We start from the raw sequence: 23,115 nt of genomic DNA on the forward strand, positions 1-23,115 counted from the left end.
AAGCCTGTCAGAAAGGCGCTCAAACGCCTAAACCAACTACCTGTCGCGGAAGCGATTGATCCGGTCCACGTACTGGGAACGCAGTTCCGGGTTGCGGACACCCAGCCCTTCGGCCGGGGCGAGGGTGAGGACACCCACTTTGCCCTGGTGCAGGTTGCGGTGCACGTCGTACGCCGCCTGAGCGGTGTCCTCGAGTGGGTAGACCTTGCTGACGGTCGGGTGCACCATGCCGCGGGCGATCAGCCGGTTCGCCTCCCAGGCCTCGCGGTAGTTGGCGAAATGAGAGCCGATGATCCGTTTCAGGTTCATCCACAGGTACCGGTTGTCGTACTCGTGCATGAAGCCGGACGTCGACGCGCACGTCACGATCGTCCCGCCACGGCGCGCGACGTACACCGAGGCCCCGAACGTCTCCCGCCCCGGGTGCTCGAACACGATGTCCGGGTCGTCGCCGCCGGTCAGCTCGCGGATCCGGGCGCCGAACCGCTTCCACTCCTTCGGGTCCTGGGTCGACTCGTCCTTCCAGAACTTGTATCCCTCCGCGGACCGGTCGATGATCAGCGAGGCGCCCATCGCGCGGCAGATCTCGGCCTTCTCCGGCGACGACACCACGCACACCGGGATCGCCCCGCCGTTCAGCGCGAACTGCGTGGCGTACGACCCGAGCCCGCCGGACGCGCCCCAGATCAGCACGACGTCGCCCTGTTTCATGTTGGCGCCGTTCGCCGAGACGAGCTGCCGGTACGCCGTGCTGTTCACCAGCCCGGGCGACGCCGCCTCTTCCCAGGTGAGGTGATCCGGTTTCGGCATCAGCTGGTTCGACTTCACCAGCGCGAGCTCGGCGAGTCCGCCGAAGTTCGTCTCGAAACCCCAGATCCGCTGCTCGGAGTCGAGCATCGTGTCGTTGTGCCCGTCCGGCGACTCCAGCTCGACCGACAGGCAGTGCGCGACCACCTCGTCGCCGGGCTTCCAGGCGTTTACGCCCGGCCCGGTCCGCAGTACGACGCCGGCGAGATCGGAGCCGACCACGTGGTACGGCAGGTCGTGCCGGGCGGTCAGTGGCGAGAGCTTCCCGTACCGCTTCAGGAACGAGAACGTCGACACCGGTTCGAAGATCGACGTCCAGACCGTGTTGTAGTTGATCGCGCTCGCCATCACCGCGACCAGCGCTTCGCCCGGACCGAGCTCCGGCGTCGGTACGTCGTCGAGATGCAGACTCTTGCGTGGATCCTTGTCCACGGTGGCGACGCCGTCGAACATCGACGCCTCGTCGGCGTGCACGGTGATCCCGCGGTAGTGGTCCGGTACGTCGAGCTCACCGACGGCTGCGTTGTCGCCGGAGAGGATCGCCTCGAGAATCTGCTTCACGAAAGTACCTCCTGCACAGGGGGCCTGGTGAGCGGTGAACTTACCGCCGAGTATGCGCCCCTGGCTGTGCCGTGTAACACAGCGAACGCCGGGTGAGACGACCGTCACGCGATCAGTCCACCGTTGTCAGTGGTCCTATCACCGCAACCGGGTGTGCAGCCGTACTTGAGTGAAGTCGTCCCCCGACCGCAGCTGTGCCAGATCGCACAGCTGGTTGGCCAGCCAGACACCGCGCCCACCGAGCCCGTCGAGCGGCGGCAGCACCCGCCCGACCAGCAGGTCGTCGATCCGCCCGGCGTCGGTGATGTCGCAGATCAGCGCGCCGTCGGCGATCCAGACCGCGAGCGTCCCGCGCCCGCCGCCGAACCGGATGCTGTTCGTGCAGACCTCGTGCAGCGCCAGCGACAGGTCGTCGAGCCGGTCCCGGGACACCCCGTGCGAGGCCGCCTGCCCGCTCAGCCACTGCCGCACCTCGCCGAGCTCGTCCGGCCCGAACTCCCACCGCTCGGCCCGGTCCGGTACGTCGTCCAGCGCCGTCCGGAACGTCTTCTCCGCCAGCGCGTCGGCCCCGGCGTGCGTCGCGGTCGGGTCGATGCCCACGGACGCGTCGTACGCGCAGCACAACCGGAACGACCGGTCCGCCGCGAAGGCGATGCCGGACAGCGCCTCGTGCAGCACCACCTCGTCGTACGCCGCCGCGCTCCGGCCCGGGTACGCCGCCTCGCTGAGCCCGCGCACCGGCCCGGGGTGCTTGTCGAGCACGTCCCGCCAGAACGGGATCAGCCGCGCGGGATTGCCGCCGGCAACGGTCATGTCGACGTAACGGATCGCGTCCCGGCCAGCCCCGAGGGCGTCGCGCAGTACCGCGATCCGCTCCGGTGGAAGTACGGCCACGATGGTTTCCCCCGCCGCCTGCCCCTCGGTCAGGAACGCAGCCGAACGCCGCACGAAGTCCTCGTCCCCGGCATGGACGAAGGCATCGTGCTCGAACCCGGCCGGCGCACCGTGCAAGGAGTCGGTGGCGCTGTCCTTCAGCACCCGAACAGAGTAGTCCGCCGGACCAGGTCACAGAGAGTTGTTTAGCGTGCCGTTACCCGGCGTGCGACGCCGGTGGCTCCACGAGTTCGACCAGTACGCCGCCGGCCGACTTCGGGTGCACGAAGTTCACCCGGGACCCGGCGGTGCCGCGCTTGGGCTCGTCGTACAGCAGCCGCGCGCCGCGTTCCCGCAGTACGGCGGAGACCGCGTCGAGGTCGCGCACCCGGTACGCGAGCTGCTGGATCCCGGGGCCGCGCCGGTCGAGGAACTTCGCGATCGGCGAGGCGCCCGACAACGGCGCCAGCAGCTGGATCGAGGAGCCGGAGTTGCCGACCGCGAGCATCGCCTCCCGGACGCCCTGCTCCTCGTTGACCTCCTCGTGCGCCACGGTCATGCCGAACGTCTCGGCGTAGTACCGGACGGCCTCGTCGAAGTCGGGCACCGCGATGCCGACGTGGTCGATCGCGTCGAACAGTTGGTCCATCCGCCAAGCCTTGCGCAGACCCGGCCCGCGGACCATCGAAAGTGGCCGACTCGACACGATCCGTGTGACCGGTCTGACGTGCACGACCAGCGGCGTACCAGTGCCGTCGCAGGTATCGTGACAGCATGTCTGACACGCGGAACTCAAGCGTCATCGTCGCCGGTGCACGGACCCCGATCGGGCGGTTGCTGGGCGGTCTCAAGGGCTTCACCGGAGCGGACCTCGGCGGGTTCGCGATCCAGGGCGCGCTGCGCAAGGCGGGCGTCGCCGCGGACCAGGTCGAGTACGTGATCATGGGCCAGGTGCTGCAGGCCGGCGGCGGTCAGATCACCGCCCGGCAGGCCGCGGTCAAGGGCGGCATCGGTATGGACGTGCCGGCCATCACGATCAACAAGGTCTGCCTGTCCGGGCTGAACGCGATCGCGCTCGCCGACCAGCTGATCCGGGCCGGCGAGTACGAGATCGTCGTGGCCGGCGGCATGGAGTCGATGACGAACGCGCCGCACCTGCTGCCGAAGTCCCGCGAGGGCTTCAAGTACGGCGACACCACGCTGGTCGACTCGATGTCGTACGACGGGTTGTGGGACGCGTTCACCGATCAGGCGATGGGTGCGCTGACCGACCAGGCGAACGCCTCCGGGCTGAAGCTGACCCGCGAGGAGCAGGACGAGTTCAGCGCGCGGTCGCACCAGCGCGCGGCCGGGGCGTGGAAGAACGGCGTGTTCGCGGACGAGGTCGTCCCGGTCGAGGTGCCGCAGCGCAAGGGCGACCCGATCGTGGTCGAGACCGACGAGGGTGTGCGCGGTGACACGTCGGTCGAGGCGCTGGCGAAGTTGCGGCCGGCGTTCGGCAAGGACGGCACGATCACCGCGGGGTCCGCGTCGCAGATCTCCGACGGCGGGTGTGCCGTGGTCGTGATGAGCAAGGCGAAGGCCGAGGAGCTCGGGCTGAGCTGGATCGCCGAGATCGGCGCGCACGGGTCGGTCGCCGGGCCGGACTCGACCCTGCAGAGCCAGCCGGCGAACGCGATCGCCAAGGCCTGCTCGAAGGAAGGCATCCAGCCCGGTGACCTCGACCTGGTCGAGATCAACGAGGCGTTCGCCGCGGTCGGGATCGCGTCGGCGCGCGAGCTGAAGGTCGGCGACGACAAGGTCAACGTCAACGGGGGCGCAATCGCCCTCGGCCACCCGATCGGCATGTCCGGCGCCCGCCTCGTCCTGCACCTGGCACTCGAGCTCGGCCGCCGCGGCGGCGGAGTAGGCGCCGCCGCGCTCTGCGGCGGAGGCGGCCAAGGCGACGCCCTGATCATCCGAGTCCCGAAGAACTGATGCCGTACCTTCTCGGCCGGCAGGTGGATTGATGGTGCGACGGACTCCGCCGGTGGGGGAGTTGGTGGAGCGGGCCCGGGGCGGGGAGTCCCGGGCGGTGGCCCGGTTGATTTCGTTGGTGGAGGACGAGTCGCCGTTGCTGCGGGAGGTGATGGCCGCGCTTGCGCCGTACGCCGGGAACGCGCATATCGTCGGCGTCACCGGATCGCCCGGTGTCGGAAAGTCGACGTCGACGTCCGCGTTGGTGTCGGCGTACCGCGCGACCGGGAAGCGGGTCGGTGTGCTCGCGGTGGATCCGTCGTCGCCGTTCTCCGGTGGGGCGTTGCTCGGCGACCGGGTGCGGATGCAGGACCACGCGACCGACCGGGGCGTGTTCATCCGGTCGATGGCGTCCCGTGGGCACCTCGGCGGGCTGTCCTGGTCCACGCCGCAGGCGCTCCGCGTACTCGACGCGGCCGGGTTCGACGTCGTCCTGGTGGAGACCGTCGGTGTCGGCCAGTCCGAGGTCGAGATCGCGGGTCTTGCCGACACGACCCTCGTACTGCTGGCCCCAGGTATGGGCGACGGGATCCAGGCGGCCAAGGCCGGCATCCTCGAGGTCGGCGACATCTACGTCGTGAACAAGGCCGACCGCGACGGCGCCCAGGCGGTCACCCGGGACCTGCGCTCGATGCTCGCGCTGGCGGAGCGCGCCGAGGGCGCCTGGAAGCCGCCGATCCTGAAGACGGTCGCGTCCCGCGACGAGGGCGTCGCGGAGCTCGTCGAGGCGATCGAGGACCGGCTGCGCTGGATGACCGGGAACGGCGTACTGACCGAGCGCCGGCGCAGTCGCGCGCGGGACGAGATCGAGGCGATCGCGACCACCGCGCTGCGGGCCCGGTTCGCGCACCTGCACGGCGACGCGCGGCTCGACGTACTGGCCGCGAAGGTCGCGGACGGGGCGATCGATCCCTATTCGGCGGCCGACGAGTTGATTGCCGCTTTGTGACACTTGTCTCGCCGTGCAACAACCGGCCACGCAGTGTCACATTGTGTCTTTGCTTTCCGTTCACCGTGAGTTGTGCCGATTTCGGGCAAATGCCGCAGAATTTCCGGCGGTGCAGGCGGTGAGCGTCTCAGGGCGGCGCGCCGGTGGGTGCCGTGCCCCCGGATCCGTTACAGAATGGACCTTGTACCTGGTGAGCATTGTGCGGTGGGCTGTGTTCAGTCAGTGACAATTGGTGACCGTCCGTGATACAAACTCAAACACAGTCGACCGAGTGGGTTGGGAACAAGGGAGTGGCGACATGCCGAAGAAGTTGTTGATCTGGGCGCTCATCGCCTTTGCCGGCTTCTATCTGTTCACTCAGCCGGCGAACGCTGCCGGTGCAGTCGGTGGTGCGTTCTCGGCCGTGGGCTCTGCCTTCGGGAGTGTCATCACCTTCCTGACCGCGCTGTTCAAGTGAGCACCCGCTGAGTGTCCCGCTGCGAGCGATCGTGCGGGACACTTGTCCTACGGGGTCACACACAGTTGCGTGACAGGGGAGTGAGTGGATGGCCGGAATAGGCCTGTTCCGGATCTTCGACCCGAAGGTCCGGCGCCATCTGATCTCGGACGAGGGCGAGGTCGTCATCGACGAGGTTCGGCACCACTGGGTGGTGTTCGTGGTGCCGATGCTCGAGATCGTGCTGGCCGGCGCGCTGCTGGCCACGATGGTGCTGACGAAAGTCGGTGCGAGCGTGAACCTGGTGCTGCTGGTGCTGGTGTTCGTGCTCCTCGCGCACTCTTTCTGGACGTTCCTCACCGAGCATCGTGACCGGTTCGTGGTCACCAACATGCGGGTGATGCGGATCCGCGGCGTGTTCTCGCAGACCGTTGCGACGACGCCGATCGCGCGGGTCCTGGACATCACGCTGCAGAAGCCGATCATCGGGCGGATGCTGGGCTACGGCCACTTCGTGTTCGAGTCGGCCGCGCAGGACCAGGGTTTCCGCGAGATCAAGTGGGTCAGCCGCCCCGACGACCGGGACCTGACCATCCAGCGAGTCATCCAGCGGACCGGCCTGCGGGCGTCCGCGAGCGTCGACGTCCTCCAGGGCGACGAGGACTCCGACGACGACGGCACCGGCCCGATCGGGATGGACTCCGCCCAGGAGGTCACCACCACGAGTACTCCGGCCCCGGCCGCGGCGCAGACGTCGTCCCGCCCGTCGTCACCTCCGTCGGCGTCCGCGACGAAGTCGATCTTCAACAGCGAACGCGGCAACTGGATCGACAACGACTGACGCCGTTGGAGGGGTTAACCCCTCAAATGGCGGTCGGGTGCTGGTCGGCGAGGCTGCGGAAGTAGTCGCGGCGGCGCTCGCGGTGCGTGCGTTCCGGGTGCGTCGGAGGCGCTGACTCGAGGGCTGTCTGCAGCTCGGCGGCGGCCTCGGCGTACCGGCCCTGCCGGGCGAGGAGTTCGCCGCGGACGGTGTGCTGCCGGGAGCCGGGCGGGATCGCCTCGAGGAGCGCGAGCGCGGCGTCGACCGCACCGGTTTCGGCGATCGCGACCGCGCGGGCGAGTTCGGCCGCTGGGCTGGGGGAGACCTCGACGAGGAGGTCGTACAGCCGGACGATCTCGTGCCAGTCGGTGGCCTGGTAGCTGGGAACGCGGGCGTGCTCGGCGGCGATCGCGGCCTGCAGTTGGTATGCGTCGGCCTGCCGCTCCGAGCGCTCCAGTGACTCGTTCAGCAGCGTGATCCCGCGGGCGATCAACGCCTGGTCCCACCGCGAACGGTCCTGCAGATCGAGCGTCACCACCTGCCCGTCGTCGACCCGAGCCGGTCGCCGCGCCTCGGTCAGCAACAGCAACGCGAGTACGCCGGTCGCCGTCGGCTGATCGGGCAGCAACGAGTGCAGCAGCTCCGCCAGCCGGATCGCCTCCGCGCAGAGATCCACGTCGTACGCCGCCTCGCCCTCGGTCGGCGCATGCCCCGCCGTGTACAGGCTGTGGATCACCGCGCAGACCGCCGGCAGCCGCTCGGGCAGCTCCGCGTCGGACGGCACGCGGTACGGGATCCGTGCCGCCGCGATCTTCTGCCGCGCCCGGACGAGCCGCTTCGTCGCCGCGACCTCGGTGGTCAGCAGGACTCCCGCGATCTGCGCGGGGGACAACCCGCAGAGTGTCCGCAGCGCGAGCGCAACCCGGGTCGGCGGTGACAGCGCCGGATGGCAGCACGTGAAGATCAGCCGCAGCAGGTCGTCCTCCACCACCCCGGCCTCCACCACCCCGTCCTCCACTCCGTCGGCCTGGAGGTCGATCAGCGCCTGGCCGTCGCGTTCCTTCGGGCCGCGGGCCTGTTCGCGGCGGACGACGTCGATCGCCTTCCGGCGCGCGACGACCGTCAGCCAGGCGCGCGGCTCCGGCGGCACGCCGGTCACCGGCCACGCGCCGAGGGCCGCCAGCGCCGCCTCCTGGACGGCGTCCTCGGCGAGCTGGACGTCGCCGACCGTCCGGATCAGGGTCGCGAGAATCCGCGTCCCCTCGATCCGGATCGTCTCGGCAACGGCGTCGTACCGCCGGTCTTTCCCCACGTCGACTACTTCGCCACGATCACCGGCCGTACCTCGACCGCGCCACCCCAGGCGGCCGGGATCTCGGCCGCGATCCGGACGGCCGCCTCGAGGTCCTCGGCCTCGATCAGGTAGTACCCGGTCAGCGCCTCTTTGGTCTCGGCGTACGGCCCGTCCGTGGTGACCAACGGTCCGCCGCGCGCGCCCTGCACCCGGACGACGGTCGCCGTCGCGGTCGGATGCAGTACGGCGCTCGCCTTCACCTGCTCGGCGTACTCGACGCCGAACCGCCGGTACTCGGCCAGCTCCTCGGCCTGCTCGGGCGCCCACCAGTCGACGTCCGCGGTGTAGGTCAGTGCAAGGTACTGCGCCATCGGAGTTCTCCTTCCCGTCTGTTGTGAAGGGAACGAACGACGCCGCCCGGAGAGGACATCGTCACTGCGACGCTTCCGAAATCCGTCCACGGAACGCCCGCACGACGTCCGGGTCCCCGGCGACCTCGATCGCGTCCTCGCCGGCCCGCCCCCACAACCAGAGATAGACCCGCGCCGGATCCCCGCTCACCTCGGCCGCCGCGTCCCCCGCGGCCCCTTGCCGTACGTCGACACTCGTCGCGTCCACCTCCACCGTCCAGGACCGCCCCGCCGCGGTCAACCGGACCGTCGCGTCGACCGGGTACTCGGTGTCGCCCTCCTCCCACCACGGGCCGCCGACCGTCGGGTACAGCACCTCGTCGATGCCGTCGAGGGCCACGTCCGGGTCGATCGGCGAGACGACGTCGTGCGCCTGCTCGACGTCGATCCGGTGGATCACGGTCTCGTGCACCATCCGCCGATGCCAGAACCCGGACGTGCTGTCCCGCGGGTTGAACGTCCACGTCGGCCGCTCCGTCCCGGCTTCCTCCAGCGCATCGACGACCGCCCGCCGCGCCTCGTCGTACCACTTGAGGGAGTCGAGCCCGGAGAAGTCCGGCGGCCACGGATCGGGGAGCGCGCCGCGCCGCAGCACCTCGATCTTGTGGACGTACACCCGCGCGACATGCCGCACGACGTCGTCGACCGTCCACCCCGGACAACTCGGCACCGCGGCCCCCAGTCCGGTCCGCGCCACCTCACCCAGCCGCGCACTCTCGGCCCGCAGCCGCTCCAGATATCCCATACCGGCACAGTGCCAGACCCCACGGACATTTTGCCGAGGGTGAGGGCATGGCTGGTGATTCATCGCCTACTGCGGGGCACCCGGCACCTCCTCGCTGCGGCGCTGAATCACCAGCCATGCCCTAAGGTTCCGCACATGGCGAGGAAGCGGGCGTTGCCGTTCGATCCGATCGACGAGGCGTCGCGGCAGTGGGGACGGCGCTGGGGTGCCGTCGAGCAGATGCGCGCCGTCACGTCGTTGATGCGGGCCCAGCAGATCGTGATCAACGAGCTGGACGAGATCCTGCGCAAGCACGGGCTGACGTTCGCCCGGTTCGAGGCGCTCGTGCTGCTGACGTTCTCCCGGCGCGGGTCGCTGCCGCTCGGCAAGATGGGGGAGCGGCTGCAGGTGCACCCGACCTCGGTGACGTCGATCGTCCGCCGCCTGGAGGCCGCCGGCCTGGTGACCCGGACGCCGCACCCGGACGACGGCCGTGCGGTCCTCTGCGAGATCACCCCCGAGGGCCGCGACCTGGTCGAACGCGCCACCGCCGACCTGGTCAAGGCCGACTTCGCCCTGTCCGGCCTGGATGACGACCAGCTGAAGATGCTCTGGTCCGTCCTCGAACCCCTCCGCCGCAACGCCGGCGACTTTTCCTGAGACAGCTGTCAGCGATGTGACGGACTCGCGATTGGAAATAGTTGGATGTCCTAGTATTTTGGCTGCATGGATGCCGAGCAGATCGCCGCCGGCCGTGACCGGTGGCAGCAGCGGTACGACGCCGCGCGCAAGCGGGAGGCGGACTTCACCACGCTGTCCGGCACCGAGGTCGCCCCGGTCTACGGGCCGCCCGCGGGAACCGACGACCCGAGGATGGAGCGGATCGGCTGGCCGGGCGAGTTCCCGTTCACCCGCGGCCTGCACGCGACCGGGTACCGCGGGCGGACCTGGACGATCCGCCAGTTCGCCGGGTTCGGCAACGCCGAGCAGACCAACGAGCGGTACCAGATGATCCTGAACGGCGGAGGCGGCGGGCTGTCGGTGGCGTTCGACATGCCGACGCTGATGGGCCGCGACTCCGACGACCCGAAGTCGCTCGGCGAGGTCGGGCACTGCGGTGTCGCGATCGACTCGGCCACCGACATGGACCGGCTGTTCAAGGGCATCCCGCTCACCGAGGTCACCACCTCGATGACGATCTCCGGCCCGGCCGTCCCGGCGTTCTGCATGTACCTGGTCGCCGCCGAGCGCCAAGGCGCCGACATCACCCAGCTCAACGGCACGCTGCAGACCGACATCTTCAAGGAGTACATCGCCCAGAAGGAGTGGCTGTTCCCGCCGGAACCGCACCTGCGGCTGATCGGCGACCTGATGGAGTACTGCGCCGCCAAGATCCCGGCGTACAAGCCGTTGAGCGTCTCCGGGTACCACATCCGCGAGGCCGGCTCGACGGCCGCGCAGGAGCTCGCGTACACGCTTGCCGACGGTTTCGGGTACGTCGAACTCGGGCTCAGCCGGGGCCTCGACGTCGACGTGTTCGCGCCGGGCCTGTCGTTCTTCTTCGACAGCCACCTGGACTTCTTCGAGGAGATCGCGAAGTTCCGCGCGGCCCGCCGGATCTGGGCCCGCTGGCTGCGCGACGTGTACGGCGCGAAGACCGACAAGGCGCAGTGGCTCCGGTTCCACACCCAGACCGCGGGTGTCTCGCTGACCGCGCAGCAGCCGACCAACAACGTCGTACGGACGGCCGTCGAGGCGCTCGCGGCGGTCCTCGGCGGGACGAACTCGCTGCACACCAACGCGCTCGACGAGACGCTGGCCCTGCCGACCGCGGAGTCGGCCGAGATCGCGCTGCGCACGCAGTCGGTGCTGATGGAGGAGGTCGGCGTCACGAACGTCGCCGACCCGCTCGGCGGTTCCTGGTACGTCGAGGCGCTCACCGACGCGATCGAGGCCGAGGCCGAGGCGATCTTCGCGCGGATCAAGGAGATGAGTCCGGACGGGTCGATGACCGGCGGGATCCTGCGCGGGATCGAGGACGGCTGGTTCATGGCCGAGATCGCCGACGCGGCCTTCGAGTACCAGCAGAAGCTGGAGAAGGGCGAGAAGAAGATCGTCGGCGTGAACACCCTCACCGACACGGTCTCCGGCGAACTGGAGATCCTCCGGGTCTCGCACGAGGTCGAGGTCGAGCAGTGCCGGGTGCTCGCGGAACGCAAGGCGCACCGCGACGAGGACCGGGTACGTCGTACGCTATCGGCTCTGGTGGAGGCGGCCAGCGGCACTGGCAACCTGATCGAGCCCATGCTGGAGGCAGTGCGTGCGGAGGCCACGATGGGGGAAATCTGTCACGTTCTTCGGGAGCAGTGGGGCGAGTACCGAGAGCCCGCCCGCTTCTGAGGAACGGTTCGAACCCACTCCGTCGGAGCCTGCCGGCCGGGCCGCGACCGAGGCGATCGGTGAGCGGCCGGTGGTGGTCTGCGGGTCGAGCCGGACGATGGTCCGGGTGGTCACCGAACTGGTGAGCTCCGGCGAGCGGGTGATCGCGCTGGTGAACCCCGCGTCCCGGCACCGCGGCCGGATCGGCGAGCTGGGCGCGACCGTGATCGACGCCCCGGTGGTCGGCGAGTCGCTGCTCCGCGACGCCGGGATCGACGGCGACGACGACGAGGACACGCCGTCCACCGCCCGCGCGCTGGTGCTGCTGGACAACGACGACGTCCAGAACGTGCACATCGCGCTGACCGCGCGGGACATGGACAAGGACCTGCGGATCATCATGCAGATGGTGAACCCGCGGCTCGGCAGCCAGCTGAACAGCCTGCTCGGCGACTGCGTGGTGATCAACGGGCCGTCGCTGGCCGCGCCCGCGTTCGTCTCCGACGCGCTCGACGACGACGAGCTGACCTGGATGGAGCTCGGCGGCCGGATGGTGGTGGTCGGCGAGGCCGACCTGATCCGCGAGCCGCACCTGACCGTGCTCGCCGACGCGACCTCGTCGGCGACGCCGGTACTGCTCCCGCTGCCCGGCGCGGACCCGGAGCGCGCGCGTTCGCTGTCCTCGTCGACGGACGCGTCGGACGACGAGCCGAAGGTCGACATCGTGCTCGGCACCGGCGTCCGGCCGATCTGGTACGGACGGCGGGTCCGGCCGGCCGGCTGGGCGAAGGCGGTCCGCGACGTCCTGGACAGCCGGGTCCGGAAGATCGCCGCGCTGATGGCGTTCCTGATCGCGGTCGGTACCGGGATCGTGCACTTCTTCGGCGGGATCGAGTGGTGGCGGGCGCTGTACCTGGCGGCCGGGGTGGTGACGACGGCCGGGATCGACGACGACCGGTTCAACGAGGCGCCGCCGTGGGTGAAGGTCAGCGCGGTCGTCGTCCAGCTGACCGGGATCGTCCTGATGGCACTGCTGACCGCGGTCGTGGTCGACTCGCTGATCGGCGCCCGGCTGTCACGGATCATCGGCGGCGTCCGCGGACGGCCGCGCAACCACGTCGTGGTCTGCGGCCTCGGTACGGTCGGCGCCCGGGTGCTGGAGATCCTGGTCGAGCGGGGTGTCGCGGTGGTCGGTGTCGACCAGGACGACGACGCGCCCGGCATCCCGGTCGCGCACCGGCTGAAGATCCCGGTCGTGGTCGGGGACAGCAGCAACGAGGAGACGCTGCGGCTGGCCGGCGTCCAGCACTGTCAGGCGATGCTCGCGATCACCGACGGCGACATCACCAACCTGGAGTCGGCGATGGTTGCCCAGGGCCTCAACCCGGACGCCCGGATCACGCTGCGGATGTTCGACCACGACCTCGCGGACCGGGTCGAGCGGCAGCTCGGGCTCGGCAACAGCCGGTCGGTGTCGATGCTGGTGGCGCCGGCGGTCGCGGCCGCGGTCGGCGACAAGCGGCGTCAGGTGCTGGTACCCGCCGGGCGCCGGGTGCTGCTGCTGACCGAGGTGGTGCTCGAGGCCGGCTCGATCGCGGAGGACCGGCCGCTCGGCCAGCTGAACGAGGCCGGCGGCCTGCGCGTGCTCGCCCGGCAGGTCCCGCACGAGCCGTGGGACTGGCGGCCGGGAGACCGGGCGCTGCTGCAGGCGGGCGATCGGCTGGCCGTCGTCGGCACTCGGGCCGGGCTCGCCCGGTTCCTGATGGCGACCCGGGCGCAACGCAGGACCACGGCGTCGTAGAGGATAGGTTTGTGAACATGCGGAGTCTGCACGCAATGCACGGAATGCTCGGAATGCATGGAATGCGAGGACAGCGGTGAGCCAGTCCAACTTCTCCCGTCCCGGGGCGGTCGACCTGTCGTCCCTCCGCAAGCCGGCCGGAGCGGCGCCGGCTGCCGGCGGTGCACCAACGGCGGGCGGTGCCGGTGCGGCCGGTGGCGCTTACGCCATCGAGGTCACCGAGGCGAACTTCCAGGCCGACGTGATCGAGCGGTCGCTGCAGGCCCCGGTCGTGGTCGAGCTGTACTCGCCGCGGGCGCAGGGCGGTCTCGGCGACGTCATGGTCAGGCTGTCGACCGAGTACGCCGGCAAGTTCCTGCTGGCCCGGATCGACGTCGACGCGAACCCGCAGGTCGCGCAGGCGTTCGGCGTCCAGGCCGTGCCGGTCGTGATCGCGATCCTGCGCGGTCAGCCGGTGCCGTTGTTCCAGGGCGTGCTGGGTGAGCCGGAGGTCCGGCAGTACCTCGACCAGCTGCTCACGGTCGCGGTCGCGAACGGGATCACCGGCCGCGCGGAGCCGGTCGGCCCGGTGGCCGAGGCCCCCGAGGAGGACGCGCCGAACCCGCGGTACGAGAAGGCCGACAACGCGGTCGCGGCCGGTGACCTCGACGGCGCGGTCGCGGCGTACCAGGAGCTGTTGAAGGAGACGCCGAACGACGCCGAGGCGAAGGCCGGGCTGGCCCGGGTGCAGCTGGTCCAGCGCACGCAGGACGTGCCGGCCGACATCCGGACGCGGGCCGCGGACAACCCGGGCGACGTCGAGGCGCAGCTGCTGGTCGCGGACGTGGACCTGATGGGCGGGCACGTCGACGACGCGTTCGCGCGGCTGATCGCCACCGTTCAGGCGACCGCCGGCGACGAGCGCAATGCGGTCCGGTTGCACCTACTCGAGCTGTTCGACGTGGTCGGTGCGGACGACGAGCGCGTCGTCAAGGCGCGCCGGCGGTTGATGGCCGCGCTGTTCTGACACCTGCGGTGGCCGGAATCGGTCAGTGTGAATTCTTGTAGATCATGATGATCTGATCTGAGAATTCTTTACATGAGTGCTGCCGAGTCACCGCTGCCGAGCCTCGAGGCGCGGATCCACGGCCTGCTGCCGGTGCTCAGCCCGGCGCAGGCGCGGATCGCGGCCGAGGTACTGCGGGATCCGGCGGCGGTGGCGTCGTCGACGATCGGGCAGCTGGCGGAGCGCTGCGGTACGTCGCTGCCGAGTGTCACGCGGTTCTGCCTGGCGCTCGGGCTGTCCGGGTACGCCGAGCTGCGGTTGACGCTGGCGGCCGAGAGCGGTCGGACCAGTCCCAGCTGGGAGCGCGGCACCGGGTCCGAGGTCGGGCCGGACGACTCGCTGGACGACGTACTGCGGACGCTGCTGCGGACGGACACGCGGGCGCTGGAGGACACCGTCGCGGCGCTCGACGTCGCGGCGCTCGGGCGGGCCGCGGCGGCGATATCGGACGCGCGGCGGATCGACCTGTACGCGGTCGCCGGATCGGCCGCGGTGGCGGAGGATCTGCGGTTGCGGCTGCACCGGATCGGGCGCGGCGCCAGTACGTGGAGCGATGTGCATACCGCGCTGGCCAGTTCCGCGTTGCTCGGGGCGGGGGACGTCGCGGTTGGGATCTCGCACAGCGGGGAGACGCTGGAGGTCCTCGAGCCGCTGGCCAGGTCCGGGCGGCAGGGTGCGACGACTGTTGCCATCACCAACTATCCGCGGTCGCCGATCGCGGAGGCCGCGGACATCGTGCTGGTGACCGCTGCCCGCGACGTGACGCTGCGGACCGGGGGACTGGCCGGGCGGCACGCTCAGATGCTCGTCCTCGATGCCCTGTATCTCGGGGTGGCGCAGCGCGACTACGCGCTCGCCGAACAAGCCTTCGACGCGACCGCCGACGCGGTGGCCGCGCATCGGCACCGCCCCTGACGCACGACCTGCTCGACCCGTCCTTTCGTTCGACCGCCTTCCGGAGGAGAGTCATGGAGAGCCCGCACCAGATCCTCGGCCCCAGCCGCCGCAACCTGCTACTCGGCGCCGGCGCCACCGCCCTCACCGCAGCAGCCGCCATCACCTCAACCGCCACAGCCGCCGCAGCTACAGCCGGGACCGCCGCGTCCGCGGTCGGGCCTGCTGGTGGGGCTGGGGTGTCGGCTGCTGCCGTGCCCTCGCCGGACACGCTGCCGTTGACCGGCGGGGCGGACTTCCCGATCGGCCTGTTCTGGCCGCCGCACCCGTTCGCGAGTACGGCGCCTCGGTTCGCCGAGATCAAGAACGCCGGCTTCGACTTCCTGATCTCCGGCAACTACGCCGGTGACGGCAACATCTTCCAGTACCAGCTGGGCCTCGCCCGCGACGCCGGCCTGAAGATGCTGATCTCCGACGACATTCAGATCCGGAACATGTCCCGCTGGTTCTCGATCTCCGACACCCCCACGGACTTCCTCAGCATCACCCCGGCCGAGGCACGCGCCCTCTACACCCGCGCCCGCGACGCGTACGGCCCGTACTCCTCACTCGCCGGCTTCAACTTCTACGACGAACCCGGCGCCGGCTGGTTCGCCACGCTCGCGAAGGCGCTGGCGATCTCCCGCGACCTCGCCCCGCAGCTGCTGCCGTACGTCAACCTGCTCCCGTCCGACGACCCGGCGTACTATCGGAACTTCGTCGACGTCGTGCAGCCGTCGCTGATCTCCTTCGACCGGTACCCGCTGCTGTCCGAGGGACGCGAGGACGCGAACTACTTCCACAACTGGGCGATCGTCCGCGACGCCGCGCTGCACGGCGACATCCCGGCCTGGGTGTTCATCCAGACGCTTGCCTACAACAACCATCGCGAGCCGACCGCGGCCGAGCTGCTCTGGCAGGTGAACATCAGCCTCGCGTACGGCGCGAAGGGCATCCAGTACTTCACCTACTGGACGCCGGAGGCCGCCCGCGGCGAAGGGTTCGGCCCGGCGCTGATCACGGTCGACGGCCAGCGGACCTCGCGGTACTACGCCGCGCAGCAGATCAACACCGGCTGGCTGCATCCGGTCGGCCGCGAGCTGAAGCCGTTGGTGTCCGAGACCGTTGAGCACGCCAACGAAACGCCGTTGCCCAACGGGGCGGTCGGGTTCACGCCGACGAACCTGGTGCCGGGTGTCACCGGTAGTGCGGTCGTGGTCGGTACGTTCCGGTCGCGGGACACGAGCTCGACGGACCGCTGGCTGCTGGTCAGCAACCGTTCGCACAGCAGCCGGGCGAAGGCGGTCGTCGCGGTGAACCCGCAGACGGTCGGCTCGGTCGGGGTGTTCCAGGCGGCGCGGCAGAAGTACGTGTCGCAGCGCGTCGGTCCGGTGCAGGTCTCGCTCGCGCCGGGTGCCGCGACGCTGATCAAGCTGACGGCCAAGTAGTACCCGGTCGGTGGGCTGTCCCGCGGGGCAGCCCACCGCTGTCAGGTGGTTTGCCCGGTGTAGATGCCCATCGCGCGGAAGCGGAGCGCGGGGGCGGCGTACTCCTCGAGGGCATGGGCGGTCCAGCCGATCATCCGGGCGATCGCGAACAGGGCGTCCCCGGCGTCGGGGCGGAAGTGGTACGCGTGCATGAGCGCGGCGATCGCGAGGTCGGAGTTCGGGAACAGCGGGGAGCGGTCGGCGATCGCCTGGACCGTGCCGACGATCGGGTGGTCGCCGAGCAGGCCGAGCAGTACTTCGGCGCGTGGGTCGCGGTGCTGGTAGATCTTGTGGCCGAAGCCCGGGACGGGTTCGCCGGAGCGTAGCTGATCGGACAGCGCCTGCAGCGGGTCGTGTTTCGCGCGTTCGAGGAACTCGTAGGCGAGGGTCGGCGCGGCGCCGTGGTACTGCCCGTCGAGCGCGCCGAGGCCGGCGGAGATCACCGCGTACAGGTTTGCGCGGGCGCTGGCGGCGACCCGGGCGGCGATCGTGGAGACGGCGAGCCCGTGGTCGGCGAGCAGGATGATCGCGGCCTCGAGCAGCTCCGGTCGCGGCTCGTCGGCGGACAGCTTCGGCCAGAGCCGCGCGCCCAGCGTCTTCACGCCGTACGCCGTCGTGCCCGGGAGCGCCGTGGTGACCGTGCCTATCAACCGCCCGGCCGCGGCGGTCACCGCCGCCGGCGAGAGGTCGAACCGGAGCGGATCGGCCGCGCCCAGAACGGCGACGCCGACCCGGATCCGGTCCGTCAATCGCGCCCCCTCAGGCACCACCCGCATCCCGGCCCGAGCCAACTCCACCCCCTCCCGCTGAACCTCGAACACCCCACCGGCCCCCGCCCAGCCATCCCCTCCCACGTCCGCCGAACCGCCAACTGCACCCGCGGGTGGTGGGAGTTGGTTGGTCCAGAGGAGGGTGGCTACTTGGTCGGCAGTGGCGGTGGTGGCGAGGGTGCGGGCCGAGTGGCCGCGATAGAAGAGGTCGTCGTCCTCGAGGAGGGTCAGCTGGGACTCGATGCGCTCCACGACGCCGGAGTGCTCGATCGAGCGAGCGGCCAGGCGCTCCACCTCGTCGGCGGCGAACAGGCTGCCGCGGCGGCCGCGCGCCCGGGTGCTGGTGAGGAGGCCGCGGCTGACGTACGCGTAGATGGTCGCGGGCTTCACCTGGAGGCGGCGCGCGACCTCGGCGGTGGTCAGGTAATGCTCGTCACCTTCGGCCGGCATTTCGCGCTCCTGTCGCAGTCATGTTGAGTGGATCAATATTGACAATAGTTGATTGCCTGTCAACTCTGAAGATATGTCAACAACAATCACTGTTCCGCCTGGTCTGCGCAACGTCGTCGTCACCGAGACGACCCTCGGCGACGTCCGTGGTGACGAGGGTTTCTACCACTACCGGCAGTACTCGGCGATCGATCTCGCCAAGTCCAAGACACTCGAAGACGTCTGGTACCTGATGTTCGAGGGCCGGCTTCCGACCGACGCCGAGCGCGCCCGGTTCGTCGCCGAGCTCGCCCCGCTGCGCGTCCTCCCGGACGAGGTCAGCGCCGTACTCCCCGCGATCGCCGCCGCCGGCCCCACCTTCAACCCGCTCGCGGGCCTCCGGACGGCGCTGTCGCTGCTCGCCGCGGTCCGTGCCCTGCCGCCGCTCTGGGACGTGGACCCGGCCCGCCGGAAGGCCGACGCGATGCTCGTCTGCGCGGTCACCCCGACGATCCTCGCCGCGCTCTACCGCCTCCGCCAAGGCCGGCAGCCGCTGGAGCCGCGCGCCGACCTCACCGCCGCACAGAACTGGCTGTACCTGGTCACGGGCGAGGAGCCGACCGCCGTCCACGCGACCGCGATCGAGCACTACCTGGTCTCGACCGTCGACCACGGCTTCAACGCGTCCACGTTCACCGCCCGCGTCATCGCCTCCACCGGCGCGGACGTCGTCGCCGCGGTGGCCGGCGCGATCGGCGCGTTCTCCGGGCCGCTGCACGGCGGCGCCCCCGACCGCGCCCTCGCGAGCCTCGACGAGATCGGTACGCCGGACAACATCGACGCCTGGGTCCGCGCGAAGGTCTCGGCAGGCGACCGGATCATGGGCTTCGGGCACGCGGTCTACCGCACCGAGGACCCCCGCTCGCTGATGCTCCGTGACATCGCCCGCGGCATCGGCGGCGACCTGGTCGACTTCGCGACCACCGTCGAACAGCGCATCGTCGACGTCCTCGCCGAACTCAAACCGGGCCGCAACCTCTACGCGAACGTCGAGTTCTACGCCGGCGTCGTGATGGAACTCTGCGGCATCCCGCGCGCGATGTTCACCCCCACGTTCGCCGTCAGCCGCATCATCGGCTGGTCCGCCAACATCCTCGAACAGTCCCAGGACCCGAAGATCATCCGCCCAGCCGCCGCCTACGTCGGCCCGCAACCCCCAGTCCCCGTCCCCTGATCCCCGTCCCCAGATCCGGGTCCCTTGATCCGGGTCCCTTGATGCGGTCACCTGATCCCGCCCCCGCAGCCTGTCGCCCGCCCTTTCGGAGGTTCACCACGCGCCTGGTCCGTTCGCCCCTCGGATGCGGTGGGTGAAGGGACGTCGCCGGAGGTGAACCTCTGAAACGGCGGGAGTCGGCGCGGGGTGCACGGTGCGTGTGAGCGGCTGGGTCTGTCGCCGGCCGTTTCGGAGGTTCACCACGCGCCTGGTCTGTTCGCCTTTCGGATGCGGCGGGTGAAGGGGCGCTGGCGGAGGTGAACCTCTGAGATGGCGGGAGTCGGCGCGGGGTTGGGGTGAGCGGCTCGGCCTGGCGTGGGGTTGGGGTGACCGGGTCGGCGTGGGCGGGGTTGGGGTGAGCGGCTCGGTCTGGGGTGGGTTGGGGTGACCGGGTCGGCCTGGGCAGCTCGGTCTGGGGTGGGGTTGGGGTGAGTGGGTTGGTCTGGGATGGGGGTGAGTGGGTTGGTCTGGGGTGGGTTGGGTCAGGTGAAGCGCATTACGCCGTCTTCCAGTTGGCCGAGGCGGAGTGCGAGCAGGTCGCGGGGGTAGTTCTGGCGGAGGCGCCAGGGGCCCCAGGTGCCTTGGCGGGGGAGGAGGCCGGCGGCGCGGCGGATGTAGCCGGAGGTCAGGTCGACGACGGGGCGGGCCGGCTGGTCGTACCAGGACGGGGGGACGTCGGCGCGGCAGCTGCGGGTGCCGGTGCCGGCGAGGTGGTTGAGGAGACGGCAGACGTACTGCGAGGTGAGGTCGGAGCGGAGGGTCCACGAGTTGTTGGTGTAGCCGATGCACCAGGCGAGGTTCGGGACGCCGCTGAGCATCATGCCCTTGTAGACGAACGTGTCGTGCGGCGCCACCCGCCGGCCGTCGACGGTGAGATCGATGTTGCCGAGTGCAACCATGCGGAGGCCGGTCGCGGTGACCACCAGATCGGCCTCCAGTTCGGCGCCGGACCGCAGCCGGAGCCCGGTCGGCGTGAAGCGCTCGATCTCGTCGGTCACCACCGACGCCGACCCGTCCCGCAAGGCCTTGAAGAGATCGGCGTCCGGCACCAGACAGAGCCGTTGGTCCCACGGTTTGTACCGCGGCGTGAAGTGCGGGTCGACCGGGATCGACGGCGGCAGTTGCCGGGCCACGCCGGTGTTCAGCAGCCACGCCGCATGCGCCGGCCACTTCCGGAAGGCGTTGTAGAACAAGGTGCTCATCGCAACGTTCTTGCCGCGGATCACCCGATGGGCGAGGTTCTCCGGCAGTACGGCGCGGATCCGGTCGGACAGTCCGTCGACGGCGGGCCGGGACGCGACGTAGCTCGGCGAGCGCTGCAGCATCGTCACGTGCTTCGCCGAACCGGCCATTGCGGGCACCAGCGTGACCGCGGTCGCACCGCTGCCGACCACGACCACCCGCTGACCGGAGTAGTCCAGGTCCGCCGGCCAGTGCTGCGGATGCACGACCCGCCCCTGGAACGAGTCCTGCCCTTCGAAGTCGACCACGTAGCCGGCGTCGTAGTCGTAGTACCCGCTGCACACGTAGAGGAACGAGCAGGTGTACGCCGTGTCGCCGGTGTGCACGGTCCACACGGCGTCCGCCGACGACCACGTCGCGCGGACGACGCGGGCGCCGTACCGGATGTGCTTGTCGATCCCGTACGCCGCCGCGGTCTCCTGCAGGTACGACAGGATCGACGGCCCGTCGGCGATCGCCTTCGCCGCTGTCCACGGGCGGAACGGGAACCCGAGCGTGAACATGTCCGAGTCCGACCGCACCCCCGGGTACCGGAACAGGTCCCAGGTGCCGCCGAGCGCCGCGCGCGCCTCGAGGACGGCGTACGTGCGGTCCGGGCAGCGGGTCTGGATCCGGTACGCCGCTCCGATCCCGGACAGCCCCGCGCCGACGATCAGAACGTCGAAATGCTCCATGTACCCCACGGTAATAAATGTTCTTCCCGGGTGTTGTCGATTCCGTGTCGCGGCGTTCGTCAGCAAGATGTCCAGTAAGACGTTTCAGACGAGGGAGTCCGAGATGGCGCAATACATGTTCCTGCTGTTCGACAGCGAGGACTGGTACGACAACCTGAGCCGCACCGAGTGGGATCAGGCGATGAAGCTGCACGGCGAGTTCGCGGCGGCGGTCGAGAAGGCCGGGGCGCGGATCCTTGGTGGAGAGGCGCTGGAGCGGTCGAGCACCGCGAGTACGGTCAAGCAGCGCGAGGGAGCGGAGCCGTTGGTCACCGACGGGCCGTTCATCGAGACCAAGGAGGCGCTCGGCGGCTTCTACGTGATCGAGGCGCGGGATCTCGACCAGGCGCTTGAGCTGGCGAAGCTCTGCCCGTCCGGCAACGTCGAGGTACGCCCGGTGATGGCCACCTCCGCCGACGCCGCCCCGCCCGCCTGACCATGCCGACCCGACCCGCCACGCCGGGACCGGACAAGCCGGCCCCGGCCGTGCGCGGAGGGGGAGCGGGATGAGCGAAGCGGTGGAGGTGACGCGGGTTCTCGAGCGGGCGCATCGGGAGTGCTGGCCGACCGTGCTCGCGTCGGTGGTGCGGTTGACGCGGGACCTCGACCTGGCCGAGGACTGTACGCAGGACGCGTTCGTGCAGGCGTTGCGGACCTGGCCGGAGGGCATCCCGGCGAACCCGGGCGGCTGGCTGAGTACCGTCGCCCGGCGGCTCGCGCTGGATCGGCTGCGCCGTGAGACGACCCTGCGCCGGAAGCTCCCGCTGTTGGTGGAGGAGCCGGGTGAGCCAGGTGATACAGAGCAGCCGACGGATCCGTTGCGGCTGGTGTTCACCTGCTGCCACCCGGCGCTGGCGCGCGAGTCGCAGGTGGCTTTGACGTTGCGGCTGATCTGCGGGCTCACCACCCGCGAGGTCGCGGCCGTACTCCTGATCGGCGAGGCGACAGCGGCCGCGCGGATCACCCGCGCCAAGAAGAAGATCGCCGCAGCAGGCATCCCGTACCGGATTCCCTCGGACCGCGAGCTGCCGGCGCGGCTGGACGTCGTACTGACCGTCGTGCACCTGGTGTACACGGCCGGCCATGTGGCGGCCGGGTCGGAGCTGACGCGGACCGACCTGACCGGGCGGGCCGTCGAGTTGGCGCGTCTGCTGGTGCGGCTGATGCCGGACGAGCCGGAACCGCAGGCGTTGCTCGGCCTGCTGCTGATGACCGAGGCCCGCGGAGACGCGCGGGTCAGCGCGGACGGCGAACTGGTGCTGCTGGCGGACCAGGACCGTTCGCGGTGGGACCCGAAGCTGCTCGGCGAGGGCGTGTCGCGGGCGACGGGCGCGCTGCGCCGCGGCCAGGGCCGGTTCGCGCTCCAGGCGGCCGTCGCGGGGTTGCACATGACCGCGCCGAGCTGGGCGGAGACCGACTGGCGGCAGGTCGTGCGGATGTACGACGCGATGCTGGTCAGCTGGCCGACGCCGATCGTGGCGCTCAACCGGGCGGCGGCGCACAGCCTGGTCCCCGGCGCGGATCTGACCGCCGTACTGGCCGAGCTGGACGCGCTGTCCGACGAGCCGGCGCTGGCGACGTACGCCTATCTGCCGGCGACGCGAGCGGACGTCCTCACCCGGCTGGGTCGCACTGCCGAGGCCGCGGATGCGTACCAGCAGGCGATCCGGCTGACCGCCAACGAGAAGGAACGCAGGTTCCTCACCAAGCGGTTGAACGCCCTCTAGCCGCGCGGCGCCCAGAGCTGATCGGCGTCGCCGGCCTCCAGGCGGCCCTTGTAGACGTCGATCTTGTGGTCGATCAGCTCCAGGCTCTCCTGGAGTTCGGCGAGCTGGGTGAGGATCTCGCCGCGGTGCGTCTCGAGCAGCTCCAGCCGGTCCTTCTCGTTGCCGCGGCCGGCCAGCACGAGTTCGGCGTACTTGCGGATCGTCCGGATCGGCATCCCGGTGGCGCGGAACTTGGTGCAGATCTTGATCCAGTCCAGGTCGAGCTGCCGGTACCGCCGGCGCCCGCCGGCAGTCCGGTCGACCGTGGTGACCACCAGACCGGCGCGTTCGTAGTACCGCAGCGTGTGGACACTGACGCCGGTGCGTTCGGCGGCTTCGGCGATGCTGATCCCGCGTTCATTGACTTCGAGCACGCTCTAAATCCTA

22 protein-coding genes are annotated in these 23,115 nt (G+C 70.2%); 13 read left to right on the plus strand and 9 right to left on the minus strand.

Annotated elements, in window-relative coordinates:
* Positions 1-36: 36 nt before the first annotated feature.
* From ccrA to mce, 3 genes are all read right to left on the minus strand, one after another.
* Complete coding sequence (gene ccrA, locus ACXJJ3_RS35335; RefSeq protein ID WP_458166237.1) at positions 37-1,368, minus strand: crotonyl-CoA carboxylase/reductase; 1,332 nt, start codon at positions 1,366-1,368, stop codon at positions 37-39.
* Between the two features lie 138 nt (positions 1,369-1,506).
* Positions 1,507-2,406: an anti-sigma factor RsbA family regulatory protein gene (locus ACXJJ3_RS35340; protein ID WP_458166238.1), complete on the minus strand. Its 900-nt coding sequence runs from the start codon at positions 2,404-2,406 to the stop codon at positions 1,507-1,509.
* A 52-nt stretch (positions 2,407-2,458) separates the two neighbouring features.
* Positions 2,459-2,890, minus strand: a complete 432-nt coding sequence (gene mce, locus ACXJJ3_RS35345; protein ID WP_458166239.1) for a methylmalonyl-CoA epimerase — start codon at positions 2,888-2,890, stop codon at positions 2,459-2,461.
* A gap of 125 nt (positions 2,891-3,015) precedes the next feature.
* On the opposite strand from mce, the gene ACXJJ3_RS35350 reads away from it, so the two are divergent.
* From ACXJJ3_RS35350 to ACXJJ3_RS35365, 4 genes are all read left to right on the plus strand, one after another.
* Positions 3,016-4,218, plus strand: coding sequence for an acetyl-CoA C-acetyltransferase (locus ACXJJ3_RS35350; protein ID WP_458166240.1), 1,203 nt, complete (start codon positions 3,016-3,018; stop codon positions 4,216-4,218).
* Between the two features lie 31 nt (positions 4,219-4,249).
* Positions 4,250-5,206, plus strand: coding sequence for a methylmalonyl Co-A mutase-associated GTPase MeaB (meaB, locus tag ACXJJ3_RS35355; RefSeq protein ID WP_458166241.1), 957 nt, complete (start codon positions 4,250-4,252; stop codon positions 5,204-5,206).
* 298 nt (positions 5,207-5,504) lie between these two features.
* Positions 5,505-5,663, plus strand: coding sequence for a hypothetical protein (locus ACXJJ3_RS35360; RefSeq protein ID WP_380196731.1), 159 nt, complete (start codon positions 5,505-5,507; stop codon positions 5,661-5,663).
* Positions 5,664-5,751: 88 nt separating this feature from the next.
* Positions 5,752-6,483 carry a PH domain-containing protein gene (locus tag ACXJJ3_RS35365; protein WP_458166242.1) on the plus strand — a complete coding sequence of 244 codons (732 nt, stop codon included), beginning with the start codon at positions 5,752-5,754 and terminating at the stop codon, positions 6,481-6,483.
* Positions 6,484-6,505: 22 nt separating this feature from the next.
* Here the strand turns inward: ACXJJ3_RS35365 and ACXJJ3_RS35370 are convergent, their stop codons facing one another.
* The 3 genes from ACXJJ3_RS35370 to ACXJJ3_RS35380 all read right to left on the minus strand — a co-directional run bounded on the left by ACXJJ3_RS35370 (position 6,506) and on the right by ACXJJ3_RS35380 (position 8,911).
* Entirely contained in the window at positions 6,506-7,774 is a 1,269-nt protein-coding gene (locus ACXJJ3_RS35370) for an RNA polymerase sigma factor (RefSeq protein WP_458166243.1), read from the minus strand.
* A 5-nt stretch (positions 7,775-7,779) separates the two neighbouring features.
* Entirely contained in the window at positions 7,780-8,127 is a 348-nt protein-coding gene (locus ACXJJ3_RS35375) for a YciI family protein (protein WP_458166244.1), read from the minus strand.
* Between the two features lie 61 nt (positions 8,128-8,188).
* Positions 8,189-8,911, minus strand: a complete 723-nt coding sequence (locus ACXJJ3_RS35380; protein WP_458166245.1) for a maleylpyruvate isomerase family mycothiol-dependent enzyme — start codon at positions 8,909-8,911, stop codon at positions 8,189-8,191.
* 135 nt (positions 8,912-9,046) lie between these two features.
* Here ACXJJ3_RS35380 and ACXJJ3_RS35385 point away from each other — a divergent pair, with 135 nt between their 5' ends.
* The 6 genes from ACXJJ3_RS35385 to ACXJJ3_RS35410 all read left to right on the plus strand — a co-directional run bounded on the left by ACXJJ3_RS35385 (position 9,047) and on the right by ACXJJ3_RS35410 (position 16,496).
* Positions 9,047-9,550, plus strand: coding sequence for a MarR family winged helix-turn-helix transcriptional regulator (locus ACXJJ3_RS35385; protein WP_209694016.1), 504 nt, complete (start codon positions 9,047-9,049; stop codon positions 9,548-9,550).
* A 66-nt stretch (positions 9,551-9,616) separates the two neighbouring features.
* Positions 9,617-11,290 carry an acyl-CoA mutase large subunit family protein gene (locus ACXJJ3_RS35390; RefSeq protein ID WP_458166246.1) on the plus strand — a complete coding sequence of 558 codons (1,674 nt, stop codon included), beginning with the start codon at positions 9,617-9,619 and terminating at the stop codon, positions 11,288-11,290.
* Entirely contained in the window at positions 11,211-13,070 is a 1,860-nt protein-coding gene (locus tag ACXJJ3_RS35395; RefSeq protein ID WP_458166247.1) for an NAD-binding protein, read from the plus strand. Before ACXJJ3_RS35390 ends, ACXJJ3_RS35395 begins: the two co-directional genes overlap by 80 nt.
* Positions 13,071-13,146: 76 nt before the next feature.
* Entirely contained in the window at positions 13,147-14,076 is a 930-nt protein-coding gene (locus ACXJJ3_RS35400; RefSeq protein ID WP_458166248.1) for a tetratricopeptide repeat protein, read from the plus strand.
* A gap of 72 nt (positions 14,077-14,148) precedes the next feature.
* Positions 14,149-15,030, plus strand: a complete 882-nt coding sequence (locus ACXJJ3_RS35405) for a MurR/RpiR family transcriptional regulator (RefSeq protein WP_458166249.1) — start codon at positions 14,149-14,151, stop codon at positions 15,028-15,030.
* Positions 15,031-15,083: 53 nt separating this feature from the next.
* Positions 15,084-16,496, plus strand: coding sequence for a hypothetical protein (locus ACXJJ3_RS35410; protein WP_458166250.1), 1,413 nt, complete (start codon positions 15,084-15,086; stop codon positions 16,494-16,496).
* A gap of 41 nt (positions 16,497-16,537) precedes the next feature.
* Here ACXJJ3_RS35410 and ACXJJ3_RS35415 read toward each other — a convergent pair whose 3' ends face one another.
* Positions 16,538-17,755, minus strand: coding sequence for a citrate synthase (locus ACXJJ3_RS35415; protein ID WP_458166251.1), 1,218 nt, complete (start codon positions 17,753-17,755; stop codon positions 16,538-16,540).
* 73 nt (positions 17,756-17,828) lie between these two features.
* Between ACXJJ3_RS35415 and ACXJJ3_RS35420 the strand changes: the two genes are divergently transcribed.
* Positions 17,829-18,968: a citrate/2-methylcitrate synthase gene (locus tag ACXJJ3_RS35420; protein WP_458166252.1), complete on the plus strand. Its 1,140-nt coding sequence runs from the start codon at positions 17,829-17,831 to the stop codon at positions 18,966-18,968.
* Between the two features lie 521 nt (positions 18,969-19,489).
* Here the strand turns inward: ACXJJ3_RS35420 and ACXJJ3_RS35425 are convergent.
* On the minus strand, positions 19,490-20,923 hold the full coding sequence (locus ACXJJ3_RS35425; protein ID WP_458166253.1) for a flavin-containing monooxygenase: 1,434 nt from the start codon (positions 20,921-20,923) through the stop codon (positions 19,490-19,492).
* 103 nt (positions 20,924-21,026) lie between these two features.
* Here ACXJJ3_RS35425 and ACXJJ3_RS35430 point away from each other — a divergent pair, with 103 nt between their 5' ends.
* Both ACXJJ3_RS35430 and ACXJJ3_RS35435 read left to right on the plus strand, forming a co-directional pair.
* Positions 21,027-21,398, plus strand: coding sequence for a YciI family protein (locus tag ACXJJ3_RS35430; RefSeq protein ID WP_458166255.1), 372 nt, complete (start codon positions 21,027-21,029; stop codon positions 21,396-21,398).
* A gap of 70 nt (positions 21,399-21,468) precedes the next feature.
* Positions 21,469-22,689 (plus strand): RNA polymerase sigma factor, encoded by a 1,221-nt coding sequence (locus ACXJJ3_RS35435; RefSeq protein ID WP_458166256.1) that lies wholly within the window; start codon positions 21,469-21,471, stop codon positions 22,687-22,689.
* On the opposite strand, the gene ACXJJ3_RS35440 is transcribed toward ACXJJ3_RS35435, so the two are convergent.
* Entirely contained in the window at positions 22,686-23,102 is a 417-nt protein-coding gene (locus tag ACXJJ3_RS35440) for a MerR family transcriptional regulator (RefSeq protein WP_458166257.1), read from the minus strand. The two genes, ACXJJ3_RS35435 and ACXJJ3_RS35440, sit on opposite strands and share 4 nt — an antisense overlap.
* Positions 23,103-23,115: the final 13 nt, after the last annotated feature.

The organism is Kribbella sp. WER1 (assembly GCF_054189145.1).